19 protein-coding genes are annotated in these 25359 nt (G+C 69.4%); 12 read left to right on the forward strand and 7 right to left on the reverse strand.

Translation table 11 applies throughout. From position 1 onward, the window contains the following. Positions 1 to 195: 195 nt before the first annotated feature. Positions 196 to 351 (forward strand): DUF6131 family protein, encoded by a 156-nt coding sequence (locus ACFYW7_RS24165; protein ID WP_389505690.1) that lies wholly within the window; start codon positions 196 to 198, stop codon positions 349 to 351. A 1538-nt stretch (positions 352 to 1889) separates the two neighbouring features. On the opposite strand, the gene ACFYW7_RS24170 is transcribed toward ACFYW7_RS24165, so the two are convergent. Then, complete coding sequence (locus ACFYW7_RS24170) at positions 1890 to 4022, reverse strand: SpoIIE family protein phosphatase (RefSeq protein WP_389505692.1); 2133 nt, start codon at positions 4020 to 4022, stop codon at positions 1890 to 1892. A gap of 656 nt (positions 4023 to 4678) precedes the next feature. Here ACFYW7_RS24170 and ACFYW7_RS24175 point away from each other — a divergent pair. Further along, positions 4679 to 5650: a TIGR03557 family F420-dependent LLM class oxidoreductase gene (locus ACFYW7_RS24175; RefSeq protein WP_389505694.1), complete on the forward strand. Its 972-nt coding sequence runs from the start codon at positions 4679 to 4681 to the stop codon at positions 5648 to 5650. Positions 5651 to 6314: 664 nt separating this feature from the next. On the opposite strand, the gene ACFYW7_RS24180 is transcribed toward ACFYW7_RS24175, so the two are convergent. From ACFYW7_RS24180 to ACFYW7_RS24190, 3 genes are all read right to left on the reverse strand, one after another. Further along, positions 6315 to 6443: a hypothetical protein gene (locus ACFYW7_RS24180; RefSeq protein ID WP_389505696.1), complete on the reverse strand. Its 129-nt coding sequence runs from the start codon at positions 6441 to 6443 to the stop codon at positions 6315 to 6317. A 148-nt stretch (positions 6444 to 6591) separates the two neighbouring features. Continuing rightward, complete coding sequence (locus ACFYW7_RS24185) at positions 6592 to 6945, reverse strand: PRC-barrel domain containing protein (RefSeq protein WP_389505698.1); 354 nt, start codon at positions 6943 to 6945, stop codon at positions 6592 to 6594. A 423-nt stretch (positions 6946 to 7368) separates the two neighbouring features. Then, positions 7369 to 8907, reverse strand: coding sequence for a CHAD domain-containing protein (locus tag ACFYW7_RS24190; RefSeq protein WP_389505700.1), 1539 nt, complete (start codon positions 8905 to 8907; stop codon positions 7369 to 7371). A gap of 230 nt (positions 8908 to 9137) precedes the next feature. On the opposite strand from ACFYW7_RS24190, the gene ACFYW7_RS24195 reads away from it, so the two are divergent. Together ACFYW7_RS24195 and ACFYW7_RS24200 are read left to right on the forward strand one after the other, a co-directional pair. Next, positions 9138 to 9461 (forward strand): plasmid stabilization protein, encoded by a 324-nt coding sequence (locus ACFYW7_RS24195; protein ID WP_389505702.1) that lies wholly within the window; start codon positions 9138 to 9140, stop codon positions 9459 to 9461. 17 nt (positions 9462 to 9478) lie between these two features. Beyond that, on the forward strand, positions 9479 to 10240 hold the full coding sequence (locus ACFYW7_RS24200) for a HemK2/MTQ2 family protein methyltransferase (protein ID WP_389505704.1): 762 nt from the start codon (positions 9479 to 9481) through the stop codon (positions 10238 to 10240). 1050 nt (positions 10241 to 11290) lie between these two features. On the opposite strand, the gene ACFYW7_RS24205 is transcribed toward ACFYW7_RS24200, so the two are convergent. Beyond that, positions 11291 to 12346 carry a YihY/virulence factor BrkB family protein gene (locus ACFYW7_RS24205; protein WP_389505706.1) on the reverse strand — a complete coding sequence of 352 codons (1056 nt, stop codon included), beginning with the start codon at positions 12344 to 12346 and terminating at the stop codon, positions 11291 to 11293. Positions 12347 to 12595: 249 nt separating this feature from the next. Here ACFYW7_RS24205 and ACFYW7_RS24210 point away from each other — a divergent pair, with 249 nt between their 5' ends. From ACFYW7_RS24210 to ACFYW7_RS24240, 7 genes are all read left to right on the forward strand, one after another. Continuing rightward, the gene (locus tag ACFYW7_RS24210) at positions 12596 to 12751 is read left to right on the forward strand and encodes a hypothetical protein (protein ID WP_389505709.1); all 156 of its coding nucleotides are present in this window, start codon (positions 12596 to 12598) and stop codon (positions 12749 to 12751) included. A gap of 1261 nt (positions 12752 to 14012) precedes the next feature. After that, the gene (locus ACFYW7_RS24215) at positions 14013 to 14186 is read left to right on the forward strand and encodes a hypothetical protein (RefSeq protein WP_389505712.1); all 174 of its coding nucleotides are present in this window, start codon (positions 14013 to 14015) and stop codon (positions 14184 to 14186) included. Between the two features lie 111 nt (positions 14187 to 14297). Beyond that, positions 14298 to 15761 (forward strand): hypothetical protein, encoded by a 1464-nt coding sequence (locus ACFYW7_RS24220; RefSeq protein ID WP_389505714.1) that lies wholly within the window; start codon positions 14298 to 14300, stop codon positions 15759 to 15761. A gap of 767 nt (positions 15762 to 16528) precedes the next feature. Further along, on the forward strand, positions 16529 to 17005 hold the full coding sequence (locus tag ACFYW7_RS24225) for an ATP-binding protein (protein WP_389505717.1): 477 nt from the start codon (positions 16529 to 16531) through the stop codon (positions 17003 to 17005). 876 nt (positions 17006 to 17881) lie between these two features. After that, positions 17882 to 18055 carry a hypothetical protein gene (locus ACFYW7_RS24230; RefSeq protein ID WP_389505719.1) on the forward strand — a complete coding sequence of 58 codons (174 nt, stop codon included), beginning with the start codon at positions 17882 to 17884 and terminating at the stop codon, positions 18053 to 18055. Positions 18056 to 18509: 454 nt separating this feature from the next. After that, positions 18510 to 21551, forward strand: coding sequence for a BTAD domain-containing putative transcriptional regulator (locus ACFYW7_RS24235; protein ID WP_389505721.1), 3042 nt, complete (start codon positions 18510 to 18512; stop codon positions 21549 to 21551). Between the two features lie 159 nt (positions 21552 to 21710). Beyond that, a complete protein-coding gene (locus ACFYW7_RS24240; protein ID WP_389505723.1) occupies positions 21711 to 22424 on the forward strand; it encodes a DUF4232 domain-containing protein in 714 nt (237 codons plus the stop codon). 439 nt (positions 22425 to 22863) lie between these two features. Here the strand turns inward: ACFYW7_RS24240 and ACFYW7_RS24245 are convergent, their stop codons facing one another. After that, positions 22864 to 23040, reverse strand: coding sequence for a CsbD family protein (locus tag ACFYW7_RS24245; RefSeq protein WP_389505725.1), 177 nt, complete (start codon positions 23038 to 23040; stop codon positions 22864 to 22866). Positions 23041 to 23223: 183 nt separating this feature from the next. Between ACFYW7_RS24245 and ACFYW7_RS24250 the strand changes: the two genes are divergently transcribed. Then, entirely contained in the window at positions 23224 to 23394 is a 171-nt protein-coding gene (locus tag ACFYW7_RS24250) for a hydrophobic protein (protein WP_389505727.1), read from the forward strand. A 252-nt stretch (positions 23395 to 23646) separates the two neighbouring features. Here ACFYW7_RS24250 and ACFYW7_RS24255 read toward each other — a convergent pair whose 3' ends face one another. After that, positions 23647 to 25218, reverse strand: a complete 1572-nt coding sequence (locus tag ACFYW7_RS24255) for an N-acetylmuramoyl-L-alanine amidase (protein WP_389505729.1) — start codon at positions 25216 to 25218, stop codon at positions 23647 to 23649. Positions 25219 to 25359 lie beyond the last annotated feature (141 nt).

Consider the following 25359-nt stretch of genomic DNA (forward strand, 5'->3'; position numbering starts at 1 on the left):
CGGCCCTCCCGTACGAGAAGCCGGTTTGCTTCCACCTCTCGCGGGCACTCGGACTCACGCTCGTAGGACCCGTCGGATCTCGGCTCGACCTCCCTGGCCGTCGAGATCCGCCCGCAGGCGCCCCATCAGGTGTGGCATGGAGCGACCGAGCGCCTGGAGTTCATCGAACCCACGCCACTCCCCAAGGGAGAGATCATGATTGTCCTGGGCATCATTCTGCTCGTCGTCGGCTTCGTCACCGGGATATCGATCCTGTGGACCATCGGAATCGTCCTGCTCGTCATCGGAGCGATCCTGTGGGTCCTCGGAGCGATGGGACACGCCGTAGCCGGGCGACGTCACTACTGGTGAGACCCCGAGGTGACGGAAGGCGCCGTCGGCATCCGTCATCACCGAGGCAGCTCCCGTCCGCGCGAGCGCCTCGCTGTCCGCGCCGTCAGTCCGATGAACCTTCGGCGGGCCCCCGCCTCGCACCAATGAGGCTCGGCCCGTCCGAACGCCCGAAGAATCCGTGAGGGAGGCAGCCGTGGCATTCCGGCACAGCTCATCGAACGCTCACCGGCCAGGCTCCGGAGCGTTCTCGAAGACCCGTCGCGATACGCGGACCGGGTCGTCGGACCTCGGATTCCGAACCCGGTGAGGGCCGCTGGCCCGAGGTCGGCTCGTCCCTCGCCCACACGGTCCGACTCGGGCCGAGAACCCTCGAGGGCCGCACCGCGCTACGCCGCTTCGAGCCTCCCCGGCACCTGGAGTCGGAGGCACGTCTCGGGCTCGGCAGCGCACGCATCGCGTTCGATGTCCGCCCGTGGGGCAAGGACACGCTCGTCATCGTGGACGAGCACCCCCTGCGCGGAGCGGGAGGCATGCTGCACAACGTACGCCCCCCTCGGCTTCCGCGATCACATTCTGAGCCGGCGCATTCTCGCGCCTCCCGCGTTGGAGGCCGTCGACGCCAACCTGGACGAGGGAGCCCTCAACGGCGGTACCACCAACCTCCGCCCACAGGCCGTCTTCCGCCCGGTCCCCGGCACGGGCCGGCCCGAGACACCGGTCCGCGGCCCGTATCCGGCCCCCGCCTCCGCGCATCCCGGAGGCGGAGTCCACGGTGCCTCCGGCGCCAACGCCGCTCACGCGGCCCTGGGGGCACACCGACCCCTCTCGTACGCCCTCTCCTCTGCGCAACGGGCACTCACACGACGATGACACGGCCGACCACCCGGTCGTCGCACGAACACCACCGAGCCAGGACCAGCGCGGGAACCCGGCCGGATCCGACTTACGTCCGGAGAAAACAGAGGATCGCGGGAAAACCTGGCCCGCCCGGCGAGCGACGACGGGGCACACCGGCGAAATCCAGCACGCGGAGGTGCTGGATCCCCCGGAACGGGGCACCCGGCCTTGCACGACCCTCCCTCGGAGAGAAAGAGAACCCCGTGTACATAGGCCTGGGCACCATCGTCCTCATTGTCATCGTCATCGCCGTCGTCCTGATGCTGCGGCGCGGCTGAGCCCGCCCGCCGTCAGTCACCACCGAGCCGCAGGTCCGCGAGCGCCTGTGTTCCGTAAGCGGCGTGCCGTCCACGCTCGCCGCAGATGGAGTACGCGCCTGTCCGGCGGGAGCGGCGCCGAGTTGCGAGGCGGGCGGGATCGACGCCTTCTCCCGGCCGTCTCAACCACCGTCCCCACGAGGGGCGGACGCCCAAGGCGTCCGCCCCTCGGCCGGACACGGGAGAGCACCCCGCAGGCCAGGAGAACGGCACACCCGAGAAGCCGGCGGCCCGGGGATCGGGCATCGGCCCTCGCCATCAGGACCAGGACGACACCGCCGGTGACGGCATCCGACACCACGGGTGATCAGCTCCCCCGTGGGACGGCGCTGCGCCGGGCCGTCACGGAGTGCCTTCGGCCCGCAGCAGGAGCACGGCGATGTCGTCGGTGGGGTGGCCGTCCGGCCACGAGCGCAGGAGCAGGTCGTCGACGATCCGGTCCAGTTCCGAACCGCGTCCGAGGAGCCGGGCGAGGTCGCTCGACAACCGGTCGATGTCGGAGCCCGGGACTTCGACGAGACCATCCGTGTAGAGGGCGAGGACGGCTCCTGGCAGCATCGGAATCGTGGTGATCGGGTACGGGAGGTCCACCCCGATCCCGAGCATCGGACCGGGTTCCATGCGCAGCACTTCGGGAGGCTGCCCGGGACGGTGCAGCAGCGGAGGAACGTGGCCGGCGCTGGCCAGGCTGATCTCATGGCGGCCGAGGTCGATCTGCGCGTACAGGCAGGAGACGAGCAGATCCGCTTCCAGGTCTGCGAGGACGCGGCTCGTCCGGGAGAGGACTTCGTCCGGCCGGGCTCCCGCGGTCGCGTGGACGGCGGTACGAACCTGTCCCATGAGTGCCGCGGCCGCGATGTTGTGGCCTTGGACGTCACCGATGACCGCGGCCGCGGTCGCGGTCGCGTCGTCGAGGCGGATCAGGTCGTAGAAGTCGCCACCGACATCCATGCCGTAGCCGGCGGGAAGATAGCGGGCCGCCACCTCCAGACCGGGAACGGTGGGCAGACTGCGCGGCAGGAGTGCTTCCTGGAGCGTGTGGGCGAGGCGGTGCTTGACGTCGTACAGGCGCGCCCGGTCGAGGGCCTGGGCGATGAGGCCGGCCAGTGAGGTGAGGACGGCCCGTTCATCGGCCGTGAACACGTGCGGGCTCTTGTAGGTGAGGATGCAGCAGCCGACGGGACGGCTGCTGCTGATGAGCGGCAGGAAGGCCCAGGCCTGCTTGCCACTGATCCGCGGCGCGGCGGGGTACCGGCGGGCCAGTTCCTCGGGGTCGCCGAAGAAGGAGGGGATCCCGGTGATCAGGGCTTCGCCGGCCGGGGTCAGATGGGTGTCCAGAGGAAGACCGTCGAGGCGTTCGATGGTCTGGCGGTCATAGCCGTGATAGCCGGTGATCTTCAGACGTCCGGCGTCGGCGGCGGACAGCACCATGCTGTCGGCTCCGAACGCCGGGAGGATCTGGACGGCGATGAGGTCGACGACGTCCTGTACGCCCACCACCTCCGTGAGAGCGGCCGCCAGGTGCACCAGCTGGTAGAGGCGGCCGACGGATGCCGCAGGGGTGGCGTCGGCGGTCCTTGCCGGCGTTCGGCCGGGCTGTCGACGGCCGGGGCCGACACGGACGCTGATGCCGCTGGAGTCGGGGTGGAGCTCTATGTCGAGCCAGGTGTCCGGCGGTCGTAGCAGGGAGAAGGAGACGGCTTCCCGGCTGATGACCGCAGTGCGGTAGTGGTCCTCCACGAGAACCTGGTCCATCCAAGGCAGGGACTGCCATGGGCGGGTCCCCATGAGCTGGTCGATGTCACGGCCGAGGAGCTGGGCGGCCCTGCTGGTGAGGAAGGTGATCCGGCCCTCGAGGTCCAGGGCCACGAAGCCCTCCGGCAGTCGCTCCGTGAGGTCCGCGGCGGCCTGCGCGGACACGGGGAGCCGCCGGGGCGCGCCGTCCAGGGGAATGATGCGTGGCCGTTGTCGCAGGTCGAACGGGGTGTCGAGCTCTTCCAGCATCGAGGACACCCGTCTGCCGAGGGCGGCGAGGTGCCCTCTCTCCCTGGGCGAGGCGCGGCCGGAGTGGCTGGCCGGCCAGATCAGGAACAGCACACCCCGGCCGAGGGTCCCGTCGGCGAGTGGCACCGCGGCGAACGCGAACCTGTAGGGCAGCGCCGCGGCGGTGTTCGGGTAGGAGCGAGCCATCTCCTCCTGCGAGCCGACCCACACCAGTCGCTCGGTGCGGAACGCCTCACCTATCGGAGCGGGTGTGCTCACAGGCATCCGCCACCACGACTCCACGACATCGCGCGGCAGGCCGCAGGCCACCGTCAGGCACAGCAGTCGCCGGGCGTCGTCCAGTAGGTAAATGCCGCCTGCCGACGCGCCGGTACGGCGCACGGCCGTCGACAGCGCCTCGTTCAGCGGTCCCGGCTCCTGCGATTCATCGGCAGCACGGCCCTCCGCAGGACTCTTCGCATCGGCCGACATGGCCGCGAGCCTCCTTCCGCAGACATCACCCGCAGATCACCCCACCCCGCGCGCCGGCACTGGACCTCGCGATGACTCCCACGCCCACGAGAGGCGGTGTGACCCGACGGTGGGGGCCGAGCCCCTGGCAGCCGTCGAGCACGTCGGGTCCGTCCCGCCGGACCCTGCGTTCCGAGACCGCTTCTGGCCCTGAAGCGGCAACACAGCGGGCGCGGGCGCCTGCCGGGGACGAGGGTGCGGCGGCGAGAACCGTGCCACCCGCCGTCGCCCCCGCAGGCCGTCGGGACGGCGGAGACGCGGACGTCGGCCAGGTCTATCCATCCGGCCACCACGTTCGCGCGATGTCCTTCTGGATCTCAGGACGCCGGCGCATCCCGGCCTCCTCCGGCGTGCCAAGACGGGGATCGGGCCTCTTCCGGGGCTTCACCCGCACCATTTCTCGACGCATCGGCCTGCCTCCGTAAGCTCGTCCGACACTGCCCCCGAGTTCCCCAATAGGCGTGTTCCAGACAAAACTCCCTCAGCCTGCGCATATCGGCTCATAGCGTTCGGATTCGCGCGGATACCCTCCCGGCCCGTCCGCATCCCGACGTTTGGCCCACCGCGGATCGGGAAACCCGGCGCGGATCACAACGAGCGGAAGGGAAGGACGGCTCATGGCACGCTACGGGTACTTCCTGGCCAGCGAGGAATTCACCCCCGCTCAACTCCTGGAGCAGGCACGGGCGGCGGAACAAGCCGGGTTCGAGTGCCTGGCGATCTCCGACCACTTCCATCCCTGGAACGACCAACAGGGTCAGAGCGCGTTCGTCTGGAGCATGATCGGAGCGCTGTCCCAGGTCACCTCATTGCCGGTCACCACGTTCGTCACCTGCCCGACGATCCGCGTGCATCCCGCTGTCAACGCGCAGGCGGCGGCCACCGCCGGGGCCCTGGTCCCGGGCGGGTTCAGGTTCGGGATCGGGACGGGGGAGGCGCTCAACGAGCACATTCTCGGCGGGGCCTGGCCTGCCGCCGACACCCGGATGGAAATGCTGGAGGAAGCCGTCCAGGTGCTGCGCGCCCTGTTCACCGGCGAGCGCACCACGCACCGGGGAAAGCACTACACCGTGGAGAACGCGCGGCTGTACACCGTTCCGGACGAGCCGGTGCCCGTGTACGTGTCCGGCTTCGGACCCAAGGCCGCGGCTCTCGCAGGCCGGATCGGCGACGGCTTCGTGACCATGGGGCCGGACGAGGACCTGGTGCAGCAGTTCCGCCGCGCGGGCGGCGGTCACAAGCCCGTGCTCGGCGGGCTGAAGGTCTGCTGGGGCACTGACCGGCAGGAGGCGTCGAAGACCGCGCACCGCCTCTGGCCGAATCAGCAACTGCCCGGAGAACTCGCCCAAATACTTCCGGAGCCCGCCCACTTCGAGCAGGCGTCGACCCTCGTCACCGAGGACATGGTTGCCGACTCCGTGGTCTGCGGCAACGACGTCGACCAGCACACCGAGGCCGTCGCCGCCTATGTGCGGGCCGGCTTCGACGAGGTGTACGTCGGCCAGATCGGTCCTGACCAGCAGGGGTTCTTCGACTTCTACCGCAAGGACGTCCTCTCCCGCCTCCATGACCTGGACCTGGCGCGCTGAGCGCCTCCGCGGAGTGCTCTGCGGCGCACCCCCCGGCCGACTCCTCCCCTCGGCGGCGGAAGGCCCTGGGCGGCCCTGCGTCGGGGGCTCGGCCGCCCACCGGATCCACCCACGGCAAGCCGGAACGCCGCTTCCTCCAGGAGCCCAGGAGGAAGGCAGCGATCACCCCACATCAACGTCGGCCGGTGGCCCGCCGCCGGGGTGGCGGCCCTCAGCGCCGCCACGGGACGGATGCCCCGGACCGGTTCCGCCGCGACAGCGGGTGCCGCGCTCCTCGGACCGGCTCTGGCCTCCTGCACCGCCGTGCTCGCCGCCGACACCGCCGTCCCCGCCTGGCACGGCGCCCACCGCGAGCTTCCTCATCGGTTCGCGGCGTCCGCCGCGGCCGCCGCCTCGGGCATGGCACTGCTCGTGATCTACGCGGGCGTGAAGGACGGCCGCGCCCTGCTGGTCGCCGCGCTACAGGTGCGGCTCACCAACATCATCGCCTTCGGACTCGCCTACTGGGAACTGGACCGCGGCGGCCCCGTCGCACGCACCCAGGCCCCCGGGGCGAACTCCCGCCGGCGGACTTCCGCTTCTCACAGGACGAGAACGCCGACGCGGTGCAGGAGGTCGCGGACGGCGTCGGCACCACCTCCGACTGGGTACCGGCCCTCGTGGACTACCTGTACATCTCCGTGACCGACTCGACCGCCTTCAGCCCGACCGACACCATGCCCCTGTCCACGCGTGCGAAGGTGATGATGAGCATCCAGAGCGTCGCCGCCCTCGTGACCTCGCTCCTGGTCATTGCGCGCGCGGTGAGCATTCTCCACCGACCGTGCTCTCGCTTCGGAACGCGTTTCCCACGCCCTCCAAAGCGGAATGGTCAGCCAGAAAACGGAAATGGGGCGACAACCGTCAGCGTTGTCGCCCCATAACCTCGTACTTCTGATCCGTCAGAACCCCTGCGGGCCGGAATAGTAGCCGCCGACCTGACGGTGATAGCCATCGTCGCCGAGGTGCTTGTCCTTGTCGAACTCGGGAGCGCTCTTGATCTCCTCCTTCGTCCGGCCGACGTAGATCTTCTGCTCGTCCGCGTCGATACGGGTGACGGTGCCCGCCGGCAGGAGTACTTCCTTGCCGAAGATCCACGGCCCGGTGTCGACCACGATGTAGGAGGAGCCGACCTCGTCGGAGTGCTTGTCGACCTTGCCGATGGAGCCGTCGACGGCCTCGACCTTGTAACCCGTCAGGTCGACGCCCTGCAGACGGCCGGTCGTCTCGCGGTAACCCCACACATCCTCAGACATGAAAACCCTTCGCACTTCGATGATGATGCCGACTTTCAACCTGAGTTGCCCGCCGGCTCTTTCTCGACCTTCGAAAATTCGAGTGCCCCGGCATCCGAGTCCCACACCCACGGCGGACGTCATCTCTCGGCAAGGCCGAATATGGACGCACCTGTCGCTGGACGACCGGCTGCGCGTCGCGTCGCGTCGGCACGCCACTCGGAACGCCCCACCCTCACACTGGTGGCGCATATCCCCGCACCCCAATGCACTGATGTCCGTGGGTACAGGGTGGGGGCTCAGCCGTCCGAATGCTTTCTACGGAGCATGAATTGGCCGCGACTTGGCCAATTCCCTCCACACGCCACCCCATCCCGAGGGCATCCGCTCGCGGTCCGCTGCCGCCCCGGTACGAGTGCATGCCCCGCCCGGGCGATCGGCCCCTCAGGCGGCAAGCGCCTTACGCAGGCGTGGTTTCGACGTACGGGCCCACGCCGCCGGCAGTTCCCGTTCGCACCTGTCTCCCTCGGCTTGCTCCTGGCCGTACAACAGCCCCCAGGTGAAACTGGGCTCGTGCCCCGCGTGGGCGTCGAGAGCGAGATCCCGCAGGGCCGACCGTGCGACCACGCTGTCCTGATGGTCTCCGAGCACCTTCTGCACGCCCTTGACCCGCTTGCCCAGCCGCTTCGCGGGCTTCCCGAGCACGCCGCGCGCCGGTTCGGTGGCGTACCGCGTCTTCTTGGACGCCTTGCGGGCCTGGTGCAGGGCCGCATCACGTTCCGGCCCCGGGCTCAGTTCCAGCGCGTGCGCCACCCGGCCGGCCAGCCGCTTGTACTCCTTGAGAATGGCCTTGACCACCACCTTCTCCGGGCTGTGATCAGCCTTTCGAGCCAGCGGGGGCTTCTCCGTCAGCGCGGTCAAGGAGTTCAAGAGTTCCAGGTAGCGGCTCGAGTGCAGGGCGTCGAGGGTCCGCCGACGAGCCTCGACGGTGCGGGCCGCGTTCCACTCCCGCAGCCTGGGATCGACGCGCCCGAGGATCAGTTCGCGGGGGAGGGCCCCGATGCGCGAGCCGAGCCGTTCCACCAGGACCTCCTGGTCACGTGCCGCTCCCAGCTCGCCGCCCAGCCACTTGAGCTCCTCACGGACCGGATCGGTGACCTCGCGGTCCAGCACCGGCCGATAGGAACGCAGGGTGCTGCGCAGCCGCCGACAGGTGACACGCATTTGATGCACCGCGTCGGGCAGGTCACGGCGTACCGCGGGATCGATGTCCACCAGAGTCCGCACCTGCTGGTCCACATACCTGAGAACCTCATCCGCGGCCGAGCCGGGTACGACGTTCTCACGGCCCGTGTGCGGGAGGGGCGGCACCCCGGCGCCGGTTTCCTTCAGGGCCCGCGCCAGCTTCGACGGGTGCCCCGCACGCTCGATGCCGCTCCCGCGCAGCACCTTGTCCACGCGGTCGAGCAGCGAGGAGTCGACGTCCTCGGCGAGCTCGATCTCCGTCTCGGTCCACGAGGCGCGCGCGGTTCCCCCGCGCAGGGACTCGGCGTGAACCTCGTCGAGGCTCAGCTCCGCGAGGACCATGCCCGCGGAATCGACGAGGTGCCGGGTACTGCGGGTGGACCGGATACGGACGACCGGCCTCAGTTCCGCCTCTCGGACACGGGAGACGGCGAGGTCGCGCAGACTGTCCGGAATCACCTCGGACAGCGGGGCCCGCACCTCCTCCCGGCTGTCCCCGGACACCGGCAGCTTGAGGTGCCAGCCCGCGTCAGGGCCGCCGGTCCTTCGCCGGAGCGTCGCCGACGCGCCGACCAGCCGCAGGTCGTCCGTGTCGTAGTACACGGCGTCCAGTTCGTCGGTGCCCCTCTCCACGACCGACGCGATCCCCTCCACGCCGAAGAGCGCGGCCAGCCACGACGTGTCGTCGGCCGAGGGGGCTTCGTACTTGCGCTCTGTCTCTCGCTTCGAATGGGTCATACCGGGCGCGTACACACCTCAGCACAGCTCAAACATCCACGAAGGCACCCGTCCGCGATGACGACCCCGAGGGGCCGACCGGCAATCCGTGATGCCTGAGAAGCGCCGGATACACCCGGGCAGAACGGGTACCCGTGGGACTCGCGGAACAGCGACCGGTGCCGGCCAGCGACCCGCCGGACGCGAACACCGGTACGACGGGTGTGCCGTCCCGAACGAAGGAGGCCGCCATGCCGCAGGGGTCCGGTCCCAAGCGTGAGCGCCAGTACGAGCACATCGAGGAAAGCGTCGAGGACAGGGGCGGGAGCGAGAAGAGGGCCAAGGAAATCGCCGCCCGTACCGTGAACAAGGAACGCGCTCGGGCGGACGAGTCCAAGACCGCCGGCAAGTCCTCCACCCAGGACAGGCCGTCCTCCGAGCGGAGTGGCCGACGCTCGCACAGCGGCCCCCAGGGCCCCACCTACGATCAGCTCTACGCGAAGGCCCGACGCCGCGATCTGCACGGCCGCCCGTCCATGGACAAGGCGGAACTCAAACGGAAGCCCGGCCACTGACCGTGCGGGCCTCAGCCATGCACCGAGTGTACGAAGCACCGCCCGGGGCGGCGGACCTGGATCCGCTGGACGTCCGCCACGGATTGGGTCCGCTGTGGCGGCTGCCCGGTGTGTACCCCCCTCAGGAGGACACCCTGCTGCTCGCCAGGGCCGTGCGGGCCGAAGCCGTCGCCGGGTCGGACGTCCTGGACATCGGCACCGGCAGTGGGGCGCTGGCGCTGTGCGCGGCGGAAAAGGGGGCCCGCGTCACGGCGGTTGACGTCTCCTGGCGGGCGGCACTCACCACGTGGGTGAACGCGCGGCACCTGCGTCTGCCGGTCGAGGTCCGGCGGGGAAGTGCTCCCCAGGCCGTGCGCGGCCGGCGGTTCGACCTCGTGATCAGCAATCCGCCCTACGTCCCCGCACCGCATGCCCGCCCGCCGCGCCGCGGCGCGGCCCGATCCTGGGATGCCGGACGGGACGGACGAGCGGTCATCGACGAGATCTGCGTCGCGGCGCCCGTCCTCCTGAAAGCCCACGGTGCGCTGCTGATGGTCCACTCCGCCCTGTCCGGAGTCGATGCCACCCTGGCGGGTCTGGCAGCGGCGGGCCTGCGGGGCGAGATCATGGAACGGGCACACATCCCGTACGGCCCGGTCGTACGGTCCCGTCTGGCCTGGCTGCTCCGGCAGGGCCTGGTGCGCGCCGGACAGCAGAGCGAGGAACTGGTCGTCATCAGGGCGGAGCGACGGAACGCTTCGGCACACTCCCGCACCGCCGCCCAGGAGGGAAGGCGGTAGCCGCGCCCAGGACACCCATCTCCTCCGCGGTCTCGGCACAAGGAACGGCGCCGCTGCCCGGGGGCGCGGGGTGAGTCGTCCGCAGTGGTGATCCTCGTGCTGCACGTGAGTCACAGGGCGGACGATCAGGGCCGCAAGCATCCCACCATGGACGGGACGAGGGCGACGAGGTCGCTGCCCCACCCGGCCGAGGTCCAGCCCCGGCACGTCTGATCGCCCAGCTGAACGACTGCGAACGCCGCTTCGTCGACGAACTCGGCCCCTTGGTTCCCTGGCCTGGCTTGGCCTGGTATCGGCAGGTGTCAGGCCGGGACATCGGCCGAGGCCCGCGCCGTGGCCCATGACCGGGGGCGCGGTGCGGACTTCTTCCCCGGCCGGCCCTACTCCTTCGTTGCCGCGCTGGAGACTTGTGCACTCCGGACAGGCGGCCTGGCGGTGCGGACGTCCGCGTCGTCATGGACACCGGCCACGACGTTCCGTGCCGGCCGCCGTCGGGCGTTCGCGGCGAAGCTCGCGGACGTCCAGCACGACCCGCCTCGCCTGCGTCCTGGCCGACCTGCCCGTCGAGCAGGCCGGCCGGCTCCGCGCGGACCCTCTGATGCTCCGCGACGCCGGCCCGCGCCGCTCCACCCCGCGCGGTGGGCAGTCCCGCAAGCACGACAGCGTTCTCACCTTTGCGAAACCGGGGTCCAGGCAGACCCCCGGCCAGGCCGTTGCATGCGACACCACCCGCTACGGCCGCGTCGGAACCCCTGGTTGGGACCGGACGCACTCCCGATTGCAGGCTCGTGCCCCCTGTCATCGACCATTGCGAAGAACTCTCCTTGCTCCACGGCACGTTGATCCGGCTGAAGATCGAGCACTTGGCCGGACCACGACCCGAAGCCAGTGTGGCCATGGCCCTCGCGCACCGGGGTGACCGGCCAGGACATCGGCATCCGCCGGCAGGCCCGAGTACGGCAAGGACAAGCACCGCGGCGACGCCGCCTGCCGCCGACCGGTACTACGGCCGCGGCCGCCTCTGACGCGGCCGCGGCGACCCGCAGCCCGTCACTCATCGCCGTCTTTCAGGCGGCGTCGGTCTTCCTCGTCCCATGTACGGGTGTCACGCGGCTGGGTGTAGGGCTCGGTCTCGGGCGACATGCCGCCGGCGACGGCCCGTTGACGCACGGCCTCAGCGTCGAACTCCAGCCCCAGGAGGATCGCCAGGTTGCTGATCCACAGCCAGACCAGGAAGACGACGACGGCGGCCATCGTGCCGTAGGTCTTGTTGTACGAGGCGAAATTGGCCACGTAGAAGGCGAATCCGGCGGAGGCGATCATCCAGATCACGAGGGCCAGGAAGCTGCCAGGAGTGATCCACTTGAAGCTCTTCACCTTCGCGTTCGGGGTCGCCCAGTACAGGATCGCGATCATGATCGTGACCAGCGCGACCAGGACAGGCCACTTGGCGATCGACCACACCGTCAGCGCGGTGTCCCCGACTCCCAGCGCCGCGCCGGCCTGGCGGGCCACACCGCCGGTGAAGACCACGATCAGCGCACTGACGACCGTCAGCACCATCAGTACGACCGTCACGCCGACCCGCACCGGCAGGATCTTCCACACCGGACGGCCCTCGGGCATGTCGTAGATGGCGTTGGCGGCGCGGATGAACGCCGCGACATAGCCCGACGCCGACCACAGGGCCACCACCAGACCGAAAATGGCGATCATGGAACCGATGCCGGCGTTGCCCTGCAACTGTTCCACTGCGCGGGTGAGAATGTCCCGGGTCGGGCCGGGTGCGAGCTGCTTGAGATTGTCCAGGACCTTGTCCGTAGTCGATCTACCGGTGATGCCCAGGAGAGAGACCAGGACCAGCAGGGCCGGGAACAACGCGAGTACGCCGTAGTACGTCAGGGCTGCCGCCCGGTCGGCCAGCTCGTCCTTCTTGAACTCCCGCAGACTCCCGGTGAACACACGGCCCCACACCCGTCCGGGAAGCTCCGTCGGCGCATCCGGCGCCCGCTCCTCCACCTCGAGCCCAGGCCCCGCATCCTCAGGCGTCAGCTCACCGACGGAACCGTTCTGCTCTTTGCGACCTGAGAGTCTGAATTTAGCCATGGCCGGCGAGTACCCAAGCTCGGGGAGGTTCTCGCCTGCGGCACCTGGCAAAGGCGGCAACAGGATTCGGAGTCATGACGGTGCTCTCCCCGGGCGGCGGAGCGCAGGGGACGCCTGAGAACCTCACGTGCTCACTGACCGCGAACCGACCCCTCCCCCCCGGCCGCCCCGCCTCCGTTTGCGTTGCCGAAAGCTGGGGACTCGGAGAAGGGTGGGCGCCTGCGGACGACGTCCCCACTGGAGGCTTTCATGATCATTCTTGGAGTCATCCTCCTTGTCGTCGGGCTCATCGCCGGTATCGGAATCCTCTGGACCATCGGAGTGATCCTGGTGGCGATCGGGATCGTGCTGTGGGTCCTCGGAGCGGTGGGGCGTGAGGTGGGCGGACGACGGCACTACTGGTGAGGGTGGAGCCACCCGTCGACATCGATGTCGACGTGGTCGCCTTCACCCTGGGGTGGACGAAAAGCCTCTGCGACGAGGACCAGGACCAGCGGCACCCGGGCTGGACCGGCTGATGGACCCGCCTCCCGATCACAGGGAGGAGGCCTATGAGGGCAGCGTGCTTTGCGGATCGTAGGCGGTGGTGACCAGCGGGGCTCCGGTCTCGGCCGGGCCGTGGCGCTCGCAGGTGAAGGCGCCGACATGCTGTTCAGCTGCCTGCCCGATGCAGGAGAAGGACGCGGGAGGGACTGTGACGCTGGTCAGCTGGACGGGTCGCCGACCTGTCGCCGTGCCGTGCGACATCGGTGAAGAGGACGGTTGGCTCAATACGCCTTTCAAGAGGGCGCCATCGTCCCTGTCACGCAAGGGCGCGCACAGATGGTGACCAGTGGCGATGTCCGGAGTTCGGCATGCAGACCACGCTCGAACGGCCGACCCGGACCGCCTAGACGGCACGCGTCGACGTCTTCCTCGTCTCGGAGCGGGCGAGCTTCATCACGGCCGAGGTCCTGAACGCCCGGTGGCGCTCCCCTCCCCTCCCCCATCCCGCCGGCACCGCCTCGCGCGGCTCCGCGACGACCGCCACTGGCTCGTGGCGAGGGCCGGCTCCGCCCGCGCCGCGCTGCCTCGGCGGGCGCAGCCGGTCCTGGCGCACCGCAACGGCAGTGGTGACCGCTGAGGCAACTCGGCGGGCTGGGGGCGAGGACTGACCACGAGGAAGCGAGCAATGCCATGCGAGCAATGCCATGAAGGAACGCCAGCCCGAAGGCCACAGCGGCGAACCGGAGCAGCAGCCGATGTCCAGGGATCTTCCCGATCGGCAGACCGATGATGAGGATTCCCGGAACGTCACCGGGGCAGACGGGCCCACTACCGCCGAAGAGCAGTCTGACCTGCACAGTTCCGGCGTGGAGTTCCCTGATCGACGGGTGCCTGCCACCGGCGATGCGGGCACGGGACAGGGAGATGAACAAAACACAGGCAACGCTGATCCGGAACAGCCTGTGCCCGACGAACCGCCTGATTCGACCCCGCTGGCCGTGCCCCGGAGGGCCGGCCGACCGCGACCACCAGCCGTACTTCACACCCGCGGCCGCCTCGCCGTGACCCGTTGGCCGCACCGGGCGCCTTCATCGGCCCGCCCGGCAACGGGAGGGACGATTCGAGGTTGTTTCCCTGCCTCAAGGGCACTTGGTCAATGGCGCCGCGCGGAGGTACTGAGATGAGCGCCGGAGAGAAGGCCAAGGCAAAGGCCGAACAAGTTGCCGGAAAGACCTTGAGGAAGGCAGCCCACTCGGTGCACAAGGACACCCTTGCCGCAAAGGGTGCCGCCCTCGAAGCACGAGGCAGGATGCGGGGCGCGAAAGAGAAGATCAAAGACCTTTTCAAGCGGTGACACGATGTGCCAGGAACTCACCGTTTCACGTCGAACGGAACCGGTCACAAGTTCCGTGTTCCGACACACGGGGTGAGAAGGAGCCGGGGACTGTGCGCGAAGGGAGTCACCATGGACCCGCCCGCCGCCTCCCGTCCGGAAGAGCATGGCCGGCACAGGCTCAATGGCTCACTGAACGCTGCGGGACGAACGGAGTTCGAGCGGCTGCGCCGCCCTCCGAGCAGGGGACGTCGTCGCATGCGCCTCTGCGGAGCATCCCTGCTCCTTCTGCTGGCTGTGCTCCTGACGCCCATCAGCGTCGTCGCCACCTGGACGAATTCCGAACTCACCGATACTGATCGATATGAACAGACGGTCGCGCCCCTCGCCAGGGACCCCGCCGTCCAGGGTCTGATGATCGATCGTGTCACTGACGGTCTGGTCAACAAGGTCGACGTCCGCCAGATCGCCGACACACTCGCCGACACTCTTGCCGATCACGATGCACCCCGCGTCCTCGTCGACGCGGCGAGGTCGATGGACGAAGAGCTCAAGGGCGGGCTGAGGACCGGTGTGCACTACGTCGTGGCCAGGGTGGTGACGAGCGACGCCTTTGCCGAGGCATGGGACAGCATTCACCGCGGTGCGCACACCACGGCGACGAATGTCCTCACCGGGGAGGGGGACGGCGCGCTCGAGGTCAAGGGCGACACCATCACACTGAACGTCGGCACTGTGATCGATGAAATGCAGAAGCAACTGGTCGGCGCGCCCCTCATCAGGGCAGAGGACATTCCAGGGGCGGACAAGTCGATCGTGCTGGTGCACAACGACCATCTGAGTGAGGCTCATGATGCTGCCCGCTGGCTCGGCTTCGTCAGCCCGTGGTTGCCCTTGATGGTGGTTGTGCTCGCCGGGTTGGGCATCTGGGTGGCACCTTCACACCGGATTGCACTGATGGTCACGGGGGTCGGCGTAGGGGTGATGATGTGCGGGCTGCTCATCGGGCTCGGCGTGGTGCGCCAGATCTATCTGAATGAAATGCCTCCAGGAGTTCAGGCCCAGAACGCCGCAGCAGCTCTCTACGACACCGTGGTGAGGTTCCTCCGGCAGGCGATCCTGACCGTGCTCCTCGCCGCCCTGCTCACGGTGATGACAGGGTATTTGTACGGGCCTGGCCGCGGCGCGACCACCACGCGCCAAGCTATCGCCCGAGGCACCCAAACCGTCGAGCACGCCCTCGCTCGGACGGGATGGAAGACAGGTGCCGTCGGACAGTGGCTGCGTGCGCACCGGCCCCTCACCACGGGCGTCGTCTTTGGTCTCGGGGCCCTGGTCCTGTTCTTGTGGAACTACCCCACGCCCGCCTCGGTGGCCCTGGTGCTCCTGCTTGTCGTGGTCGTCCAGGTAATACTGGGCGTCCTGGCCGCCGTAGACGCACCACACAGACACTTACAGACGCGACGCCGCCATGGCGGGGAGACACAGGCGGCCAAGAGCGGCAACCGCCCCGTCGGAACACCTCCCACCAGGTGGCGGACTCCCGCCGCTCACCCACGCCTGCGAGTCTGGGCCGACTGCCATGGCATCGGGTGAGTCCCGTGATCCGCGACGATGCGTGCGTGGAGTCCGGCCCCTGCCAGAGCGGTACAGGGGGCGGACTGCGGCTGACCGGCTGTTCTCCATCCATTGGACGCTGCGGTCCCGCCGCGCTCGCCTGACGCCGGATCAACGCGCGGCGAGGCCATCCAGCCACGACGAAAGCCTTCGGAGCCCCGGACAGCACGCGGTATTGCCCCGCATCACGCCACTGGTGACCCCTGCCGCGCCCGAGCGTCATGCCGTTGATTTCAGCAAGAGCTCGTTTCGTCCCGTTACTTCATCGCTGAATGCAGCTTTGATCCGCTTCGGATCGGGGTGAATCCCGGGTCTCAGCGGCGTGTTGGAGGATTTCCAGGTCAATGCCGAGGGTGGCGGCGTGCTCGACGAAGTGCTTGCGGTAGCCGCCGTCGGCCCGGGCCGGGATGGACGGCGGCGGCTCCATGACATGACGAACGCTGTGCAGTCGACGCCTGGACCGCTTCAGCGATCGGCGAGGAGTCTCAGCAGTTCCCTGACGGGCACGTGGGCCTCTGCCGGATGGCGGAGCGTGCCGTCGAGGTGGAGCCTGTAGCGGGTTCGTCGTCCGTCGCGCTCGCGGCTGAGGCAGCCGGCTTGGATGCATGCTTCCTCGCGCCGCCTTCCTGGCGGGCATACCCGCTCGAAATCGCCGGAAACAAATGCCCCCTCAGTGGGGACTGAAGGGGCATTTGAGGGGTAAAGGGGCTGGGCAAGGACGGCGCTTCGAACGGCAGGCGAACTGTATGGATATGCCTGGACGGAATGAGGGATCCCGGCCCCGTGTGGACCGTCCGATATCGGTTTCGGCCGAGTTCGAGGGCAGCGAGGGCATCGCCGCCGCTCGTGACCTGGCCCGGTCGTTCCTCTCAGACCTCCAGGCCGTACATGGCCTGACCGTGTCCGCCCGTGCGGAGGGCATGGTCCAGTTGGTGGTGAGCGAGTTGGTGACCAACGCCCGCAAATACGCGCCGGGCCCGTGCCTGCTGAGCCTGGAGGCCAACGACGGAGCGGTGCAGGTGACGGTGTGGGACAGCGAGCCGTGTCTGCCCGTCGCCCAGGCTGCCGACCCAGGGCGAGTGGGCCAGCACGGGCTGGAGATCGTCGTGGCGGTCTGCCGGAGTTTCGAGATGCACCGGGAGCCGGTGGGCAAGCGGATCACGGCGGCCGTCGTGCTGGCCGACCACGCGGTGGGCGACGAGGGTGGCCATAAGGTCTGCTGATCAGGCTGCCAGGCCCGTCCTTCCCGACAACCGATGCCGCTTCGACCGACTGCGAGTCGCTGTACACACCACATGAGCGGGCCCGGTCCCGTAGTGCTGCCGGGGCGGGGCTCCACGCCACCGTCAGCGCTGCGGCCGGGATCCGGGGGGGCGAGGTCGTGTCCCCCAGCCCCGAAGATCGTTGGAGGAGACGTCGAGCGCAGAATCCGACTTCACCCTTCGGATGCGCACGATCAGAGGGCCCGATCCGCGCGCTGTGGTCTCGGGCCCTCACCCACGACGACGAGAGCTGCCCCGCTGCGTTCCTCACTCGCCGTCGCTGGTGCCGCGGCGGCCACCGCCGGGGTGTGCTTCGGCGGGGTGGCGGCCCCGAATGCCCCTCCCCCGTACACCAGGCTTCGTAGGTGACGGTTGATGCCACCTGTAGGTCAGTTCCGACTCCACCCGGCGCCTGGGGGACCCGAGTTTGTAGATGCGAAATGACTCCCCCTGTCGGGCCCGCTGCGACGGATCGAGCCCGTGCCGGGGGCAGAGCCTGTTTCTGAACTCTGTGACGGCGGCCGTGGCAAAGTCCAGATGTGCGGCCAGCCGAGTCCAGGCTGATGGCCACCGGAATTCCAGGTGGATGGCCGTCTGACCAGTGGTGTTCCTGATCACTTCCTTAACTGGAGGAGACCCCTCCGCCCGTTTGCTGGTGTTTCCACGCATCAGCTACCGGCCGGAGAGGTCCTGTGACGAAGTCTGACAGGGAGATTATGGAAATCCTTGAGACGTACGACCTGACCGGGACGGTCTGGTCCGCGGCGACCTTGACGGGGCACGACCCGAAGACGGTCAAGAGGTATGTCGAGGCCCGCAACGGCGGGCGCAATCCCTATGAGCGAGATCCGCGGCGGAAGCCGCTTGCGCGGCGCCGGCCACACCGACTCCATCGCCACCGTCCGCCGACCCACCCCGTACTTGGCCGACAAAGCCCTGCTGGACAGCCCTTCGACCCAAGCATCATGGCGTATCGCCGCGTACAACTCGACCTTCGAAAGGGGCACTTGAGCCACCCAGGGTTAGCTGATGCACTCCGGTACTCCCACCGCAAGGCCCTCAGCGGAGTCAAAACTCACCGACATCGACTCTCCGCCGACAGCACTGGAGCCACAACCCACCAACACCTGACCTCAACTCTCACCTACAAAGCCACCGTTCGTTCACGCCGGAATTCAGGGTCGAGATCGTCAGGCCGTGTCGGCGCGCCGTCCGTCCGTGGAAGCACCGCAGCGGCGCTCGATGCCTATCTCGCCTTCGAGGAGGACGCCGCTTCTCGAAGACGCCGCCCACTGCCCGCACCTGGTCCCGGCCTGCCACCAGGGGTCGATCACTTCAGCGCGGTCGACCACTCCGGTGTCACCGGGCGCCGAGCGTGTCAGTGGGCCGCAACAGCCCCGATACCCTGGGAGCTTCGTTCACATCTTCGATTTCGGGTGCTTTCCACCTGGAAGGGATCGCCCCCGTGGAGTTCCGGCTGCTCGGCACGGTGTCCGTCGACACCCTCGTGGGACCGCTGCCACTCGGGCCGGCCAAACGCCGCAGCCTCCTCGCGGCGCTGCTGCTGTCGGTCAACACCCCGGTACCCGTATCGCGTCTGACGGACTTCCTGTGGGACGAAGTCCCACCGCTGCGCGCCCGCAGTGTGATCCAGGGGCACGTGTCCCAACTGCGGGCCCTGCTGGCCGGTGCGGACGCTGCCGCCTACGGGGTCGAACTGGCCACACTCGGCGACGCGTACACCCTTCGGCTACCCGAAACCCTGCTGGACTCCCAGCGGTTCGAGGAGCTGCTCGCGCTGGCTGGCAGGCAGCAGGACGCGAGCGACACCGTACTGATGCTCAAGGAGGCGCTGTCCCTGTGGCAGGGGCCGGCCCTGGCGGGCGCGTTTCCCGGGCCGCCCCTTCGGGCGGCGGCGCACTCGCTGGAAGAACTGAGGATCGCGGCCGTCGAGCAATTGGCCCGCGCTCACACCGTGTTGGGGCAGTACGACCGTGCCGCGGCCGTGCTGCGTACGGAGGCGGTCGTCCACCCCATGCGGGAGCCGCTGTCGGCGTCCCTGATGACCGCGCTGTACCGGGCCGGACGCCGGTCGGAAGCCCTGGACTGGTTCCACCGCACCCGACGGCTCCTCGTCGACGAGCTCGGCGTCGACCCGGGGCGCGAACTCGCCCAGGCACACGCGCTCATTCTGCGCGGCGATCCCCTCCAGCAGAGCGGACCGGCTGACTCGGCAGCCGCACCGGTCACAGTGACACGCGACGGATCTCCTCTCCGGTCCGCCGCCGAGTCCCACCCGTCCCGAGCGGCGAAACGCCGGCAAGCGGCACACGAACCGGCGGGACATCCACCGGCGGAGCCCCGGGAATCCACACCTCAAGGACCGCCGCATCACGGCCCGTTGGACCAGCAGTCAGGACGGCAAGGGACGCAGGACCCCGGGCCGCCGGTCACCTTCTCCGCCGCCCACGCCCGCGACCTGGCGAGCGCCCCTTCTCCAAGGGCGCCGCAATCCCCCACCGACGGCATGTCCGCCGCGACGGCCGGACATGTCCGGCCCGTTGCTCTCCCTGCGCCGGCCGGACTGCCGTACCCCAACGACCTGCTGCCGCGGGCACCCCGGGGTTTCCACGGACGCGAGGCCGAACTGGCCGCGCTGAGCCGGGCCGTCACGGCCGAGGGTCCCGTCTGTCTGGTCACCGGTCTGCCCGGGGTGGGCAAGACCGCGCTGGCAGTGGAATGGGCCCACCGCAACGCCGACATGTTCCCGGACGGACGGCTCTTCGCCGACCTGCGCGGATTCGGTGACACCAGCCAACCCGCCCCCACCGAAGTCCTCCGTGAGTTCCTTCTGGCACTCGGCGTACCGCCACGCCGTGTGCCCGAGTCGCCGTCGGCCGCCGCTGCGCTCTTCCGTTCCCTGAGTCACCGCCGCCGCCTGCTCGTCGTCCTCGACAACGCCCGTGACTCCGCCACCGTCCGCGTACTCCTGCCATGCGGCGTCGACTGCGTCACCCTGGTGACCAGCCGCCACCGACTGGACGGCCTCATCGCCTCCGAAGCGGCCAGCGCCGTACCGCTGGACAGCCTCGAAAACCGGGACGGCACCGCCCTGTTGGCCGGTGTCCTCGGAAAGGACAGAGTTCTCGCCGAACCGGAGGCAGCGCACCGACTCGCCGAACTGTGCGGCGGCCTCCCCCTCGCCCTGCGCGTCACCGCCGCGCGACTGGCCGGACGTCCCCGGCGGACGCTCGCCGACGTCGCGGACGAACTCGCCGACGAGCGGAGCCGTCTGACCTACCTCGACGTGGACGACACCAGTGTCTCCGCGGCCCTGCGGCTGACCGCGCAGCAACTGCCGCCCGACGCACTGCATCAGTTCACCCGGCTCGGACACCACCCCGGCTCACACTTCGACCCCTTCACCGCGGCGGCACTGGCCGGGACGGCCCCACCCGTCGCCGCCGCGGCACTGGAACGTCTCGGGGCCGCCCACCTGGTGACCGAGACGGCACCCGGCCGGTGGGAACTCCACGACCTGGTACGCCTGTACGCCCGCACCCTTGATCCCGGATCCGGGCACGAAGCCCTCATCGGCGTCCTCGACCACTACATAGCCACCGCGCTCGCAGCCGCCGACACCGCACAGCCGGGAGGCGAGCCCTGCTTCACCCTGCCGGAAGGCTTCCGCCGGCCCGCCGCCGTGCGGGACTTCACCGACCAGGCTGACGCCATGCACTGGCTGGCCACCGAACGCGACGACCTGGCGATGGCCGTCGGCGCCGCTCGAGCCGCCGGCCTCGACGACCGAGCCTGGCGCATCGTCCTGCTCCAATGGCCCCAAGTCGTGTGGCGAGTGCGGGACAACTGGGTACCGCTGCTGAACATCGCGCTGGAATGCGCGCGCGCCCAGGGCGACCCCTATGCCCAATCACGCGTGCTCACCCTGCTCGGCTGGGTGCTGAGCGAGGAAGGCCGGGCGGCCGAGGCGCTCGCGCTGCTGGAACTCTCGCCACCCCTGGCCCGGCAGGCCCAGGACCGGCTCGGAGAGGCGACAGCACTGATCAACCTCGCCGTCGTCGAAGCCGGACAGGGCGACCTCGAAGCCGCCCTGGAGAACTGCGCCCGGGCCATCACACTGGCCCGGGAGGAACCCGACGCGCACACCGAGATGCTGGGCCTCCAGCACCTCGCCCGGATCCAACTCACCGCCGACCAGCCCGGCGAGGCGCTCCTGTCGGCTCGCACGGCACTCGATCTCGGCCCCGAGCACGAGGAGGCGGCGCGGCGCGCGCTGCTGCTCACCATCAGCGGGGAGGCCCAACTCGCCCTCGGCGCGGAGGAGGAGGGAATCCTGCTGCTGAACCGGGCCGCCACGGAGGCCGAACGCGCCGGTTACGACGAGGGCGCCGTACAGGCCCTGGCGACACTGCTGCGAGTGGACACCGGGGCGGACCACCGGGGCCGGTACGAGGAAGCGGTGCGTCGGACAGCCGACAACGGGTGACGTCTGTGTGCGCACGGTCACAACGCGGGCGTCAGCGGCACACCAGTACGACGTCAGCGTGACGTGAGCGAGGGACCCCAGACTGATGCATGTCAGCAGTTCAGGGACGGCACGCCGGATGATCCGGCGTTAGCCGCGCACACTCTCGGGGGCCCTTTCATGAGCACCATCCGTAACCGCACCGCCCTCCTCGGCGCCACGACCACCGCCATGCTCGCCCTGGCCCTCACCGCCTGCTCGGAGGACGGATCCGGCACGAGGTCGTCCGGTCAGGACGCCGGCGGCTCCCAGCAGTCCGCCTCCTCGGCGACGCCCGCGCAGAAAGCCGGCAACGCGAAGGCCTCCGGCAACCCCGGCGGTTCGGCAGCCGGGAATTCGACCGGATCCGGGTCCGGTTCGGACACCGCGTCGGAATCCGGCTCCGGCTCGGACGGTGGATCGGCGGCCGGTTCCACCCCCGCCTGCACCACCAAGGACGTCACCATCAGCGCCGCGAACCAGGGCGGCCCGCCTTACACCCACATCGTTCTGACCGCCAAGAACATCTCGGGCCACCGCTGCGGCATGAACGGCTTCCCCGAGATCCAGTTCCTGGAGAGCCACCGGGAGAACGTTCCGGCCGTCGCCAAGAGCAAGCCGGCCGCCGCGGTCGTCCTGTCCCCGGGGGCACCCGCCTACGCCCTCGTGAAGCTGTCGGACGGCGGTACGGACGAGGAGAACGAGCCGGTGACGGCCTTCTCCGTCACGCTCCAGGGCGGCGACGGCCTGGCCGTCGTCAAGGCCCCCGGTGCGGCGGGCATCGCCGTCGACCCCGCGAAGTGGGCGACCGGCTACTGGACCGAGGAACTCCGCAACGGCGCCGACGACTTCTAGACCAGCTGGAGTACCGGCCCTGGCCGCGTGTCGGTGACCGTGTCGGGGCGGCGACAGCAAGCGGTGGGGCGGCAGGTCTCCCGGTGCTCACTCAGAACAGCGCCCGGCTCGCGTCGTCGATGTCCACGATGACGGCGCGAGGCCCGGCGGGGAGGCCGCCCAGGCGGTCAGGGCCGGCAGGGATCGTTCGAACAAGGTCCCGCACCGCTGCCACGACCACTGCGCTTTCGCCTCACGCCTATTCGGCGCTCGTGACGAAGTACCGGCACAAGGAATCAGGTCATGCGCACGGTGTGCGAGGACTTCTAGGTCGAGCCGCAACCACATCCATCTCCGGTGGACCTTCCGCCAAGGGTCGCCCCGCGTCAACAGCCTCAAGGGCCCCGGCAGCACGAATCCCGGCAGCCAGGAGGCTGCCGGGATCAGGAGTGCCACGCGCCTACTTGGGCCGAACAGCGTCCTTGGCCTTCTCCTTGGCCGCCCGCAGGTCACCCTGGGATTCCTTGACCTGCCCTTCGGCCTTCAGGGACTCGTTGCCCACGGCACCGCCGACGACCTTCTTGACCTTGCCCTCGGCCTGCTCGCCCTTGGCCTGAGCCTTCTCGTCCGCAGCCACAACCACTCACCCCTAACTCAATCGGAACTCAGGTACGCCCTCCGTGTCACCTCGGATCGCATCCTCAAACCAACCCGATGACCGCAGCGCGTTCGCAGCCAGTAATGCGCGTAGGAAATGGATAAGACCCGAAGGAATGAAGGTCGGGCCGTCGGGCACATGAGGGGTCGGAGGTTGATAACTATGGTTCCTGTTCTTCTTGTTCTTCTGCTCGCCCTGATCCTCTTCGGTGCCGGTTTCGCGTTGAAGGCGCTCTGGTGGATCGCCGTGGTCGTCCTCATCGTGTGGGTTCTCGGCTTCGTGATCCGCCCGACAGCAAGCGGCGGCAGGCGCGGCCGCTGGTACCGCTGGTAGACAGCCGCAACAGGAGCAATCGTGGGTGGGGCCCGACACCGCGGTGTCGGGCCCCACCCACGTCCCGTCCCGGGTGACCGCAGAATCGAAGATGGTGGATCTATCGCAAGCTTCGCCCCCGCCACCCTCAACTCACCAGGAATCGAAGCCCACTGCGGCTCCTTGCTCGCCCACCGAGCCTTACAGAGCACGGGTCAGCCCACCCATGGGCAGCAGGGCGGCGGGCGGATGTCTCACGCGATCCGATCTCGGTCAGCGACCGGCTTGCAGGGCGCTCCAGGTCGCGGGGCCGACCGTGCCGTCGACGCTCAGTGCGCGACTGCTCTGGTAGTCCCGGACCGCCTGGTCGGTCCCTGATCCGAAGTCGCCGTCCGCGGAGACGGTCCGTCCCAGGGCGGCCGTGAGAGCCCTCTGAAGACGCTGGACGTCGGTGCCCGTGCTGCCCTGGCGGAGCACCGGCACGCTGCCGGCGGAGAGGAGCGCGGTCCAGGTGCGCGCGCCGACGACCCCGTCGGCGCTGAGCCCGCGGGCCTGCTGGAAAGCGGTGACGGCCGCGGTGGTCTTCGAACCGAAGCTGCCGTCCACGGTGCCCGCGTCGAATCCTTGCCGGTTGAGGAGCGACTGTGCGGCCGACACCTGAGCTCCGGAGGAGCCGGAACGAAGGGTGTCGTAGGACGGGAAGGTCAGCTGGACGTCACCTCCGCCTCCCGTGCTGCCGCCGACCAGTTGCATGTAGTACGTCCAGTTCCAGTTCGGTCCTGGATCGGTGTGATCGTTGCCCGGCACCTCCGAGTGTCCGACGATGTGGGCGCGGTCCTTGGGGATGCTGTAACGGTTGCACAGGTAGGCCGTCAGCGCCGCGGAGGAGCGGTACATCGCGTCGGTGAACCAGCTCGGGTTGTCGATGTATCCCTCGTGTTCGATGCCGATGCCGGATCCGTTGGCCGAACGGGCGTGCCAGGCCGTGTCCTTGTCACGAACCATCTGGGTGATCTGACCGTCGGAGGAACGCACCACGTAGTGGGCGCTGACCTCCGACGCGGGATTCTGGAACCAGCTGATCGTCCCGGCGTAGGAGCCTTGGGTGACATGGATGACGACTTTGCTGATCGTGGCCGTACGGCCCACGACGTAGTTGGCGGAGTTGGCCGCGACCCAGAGGGCCGGCGGGTAGTCCGGGCTCTGCGCGGCAGGCGCCACCGCGGCCTCGTAGCGGCCGCGTTCGGGGGCGACAGGGCGGGCGGTGACGGTCAGCTCCTCGCCGTCCGGAGTGTGGGCGGTCACGCCGTCGGCCAGGAAGGTGTAGACGGTGTCGGCGTAGAGGCGCGCGGCGGAGGGGGCGGTCGCGCCGCCGTACCGGGCGATCAGCGGATACCAGGCATCGGCGTCGTGCCGCTCTGCTCGGCCGAGGCCGGCGTCGTCGGCGTAGGCGCGCAGGACTGCCGCTCCGCCGCGGATGTTCGCCGCGGTGTCCTGGCGCAGTTCGCGCGGTGCCTCACCGGTGAGCCGGGAGGCCAGTTCCAGGGTGTGCTGATCGGGGTTGCTCACCAGGTGCATCACGCCGTAGCCACCGGCCTGGCTGGGCAGGCCTGCGTGGTCGTCGAGGTGGGTTTCTCCGTATCCGAGGGCGATCAGGACATCGCGCGGCACCTCGAACTCGGCCGCCGCCCGGGTGAAGGCGCGGCTGACGGGGCCCGGCGCCGTGAGTCCCCCGGCGCGGGGCGCGGCGCCGGCGGGCTGCACGGTGGCGACCAGCACGGTCAGGGGGCCGAGGACGGACAGGGCTGCGCGTCGCAGGGGTACGCGCGACGGTCTGCGGTTCATGGGTGTGCCTCCAGGTGGGGACTGGCTTCGGGCGCGCGAGGGCAGAGCCCGGATGCATCGGGTGACGGGCCGCTTCGGGCGCCGGGTCGCCGGGGCCGGGGACCTCGCCGGAGTCCCGGCCCGGCCCGACCAGGCCGAGCC

This window comes from Streptomyces sp. NPDC002580, assembly GCF_042889485.1.
Lineage (GTDB): Bacteria > Actinomycetota > Actinomycetes > Streptomycetales > Streptomycetaceae > Streptomyces.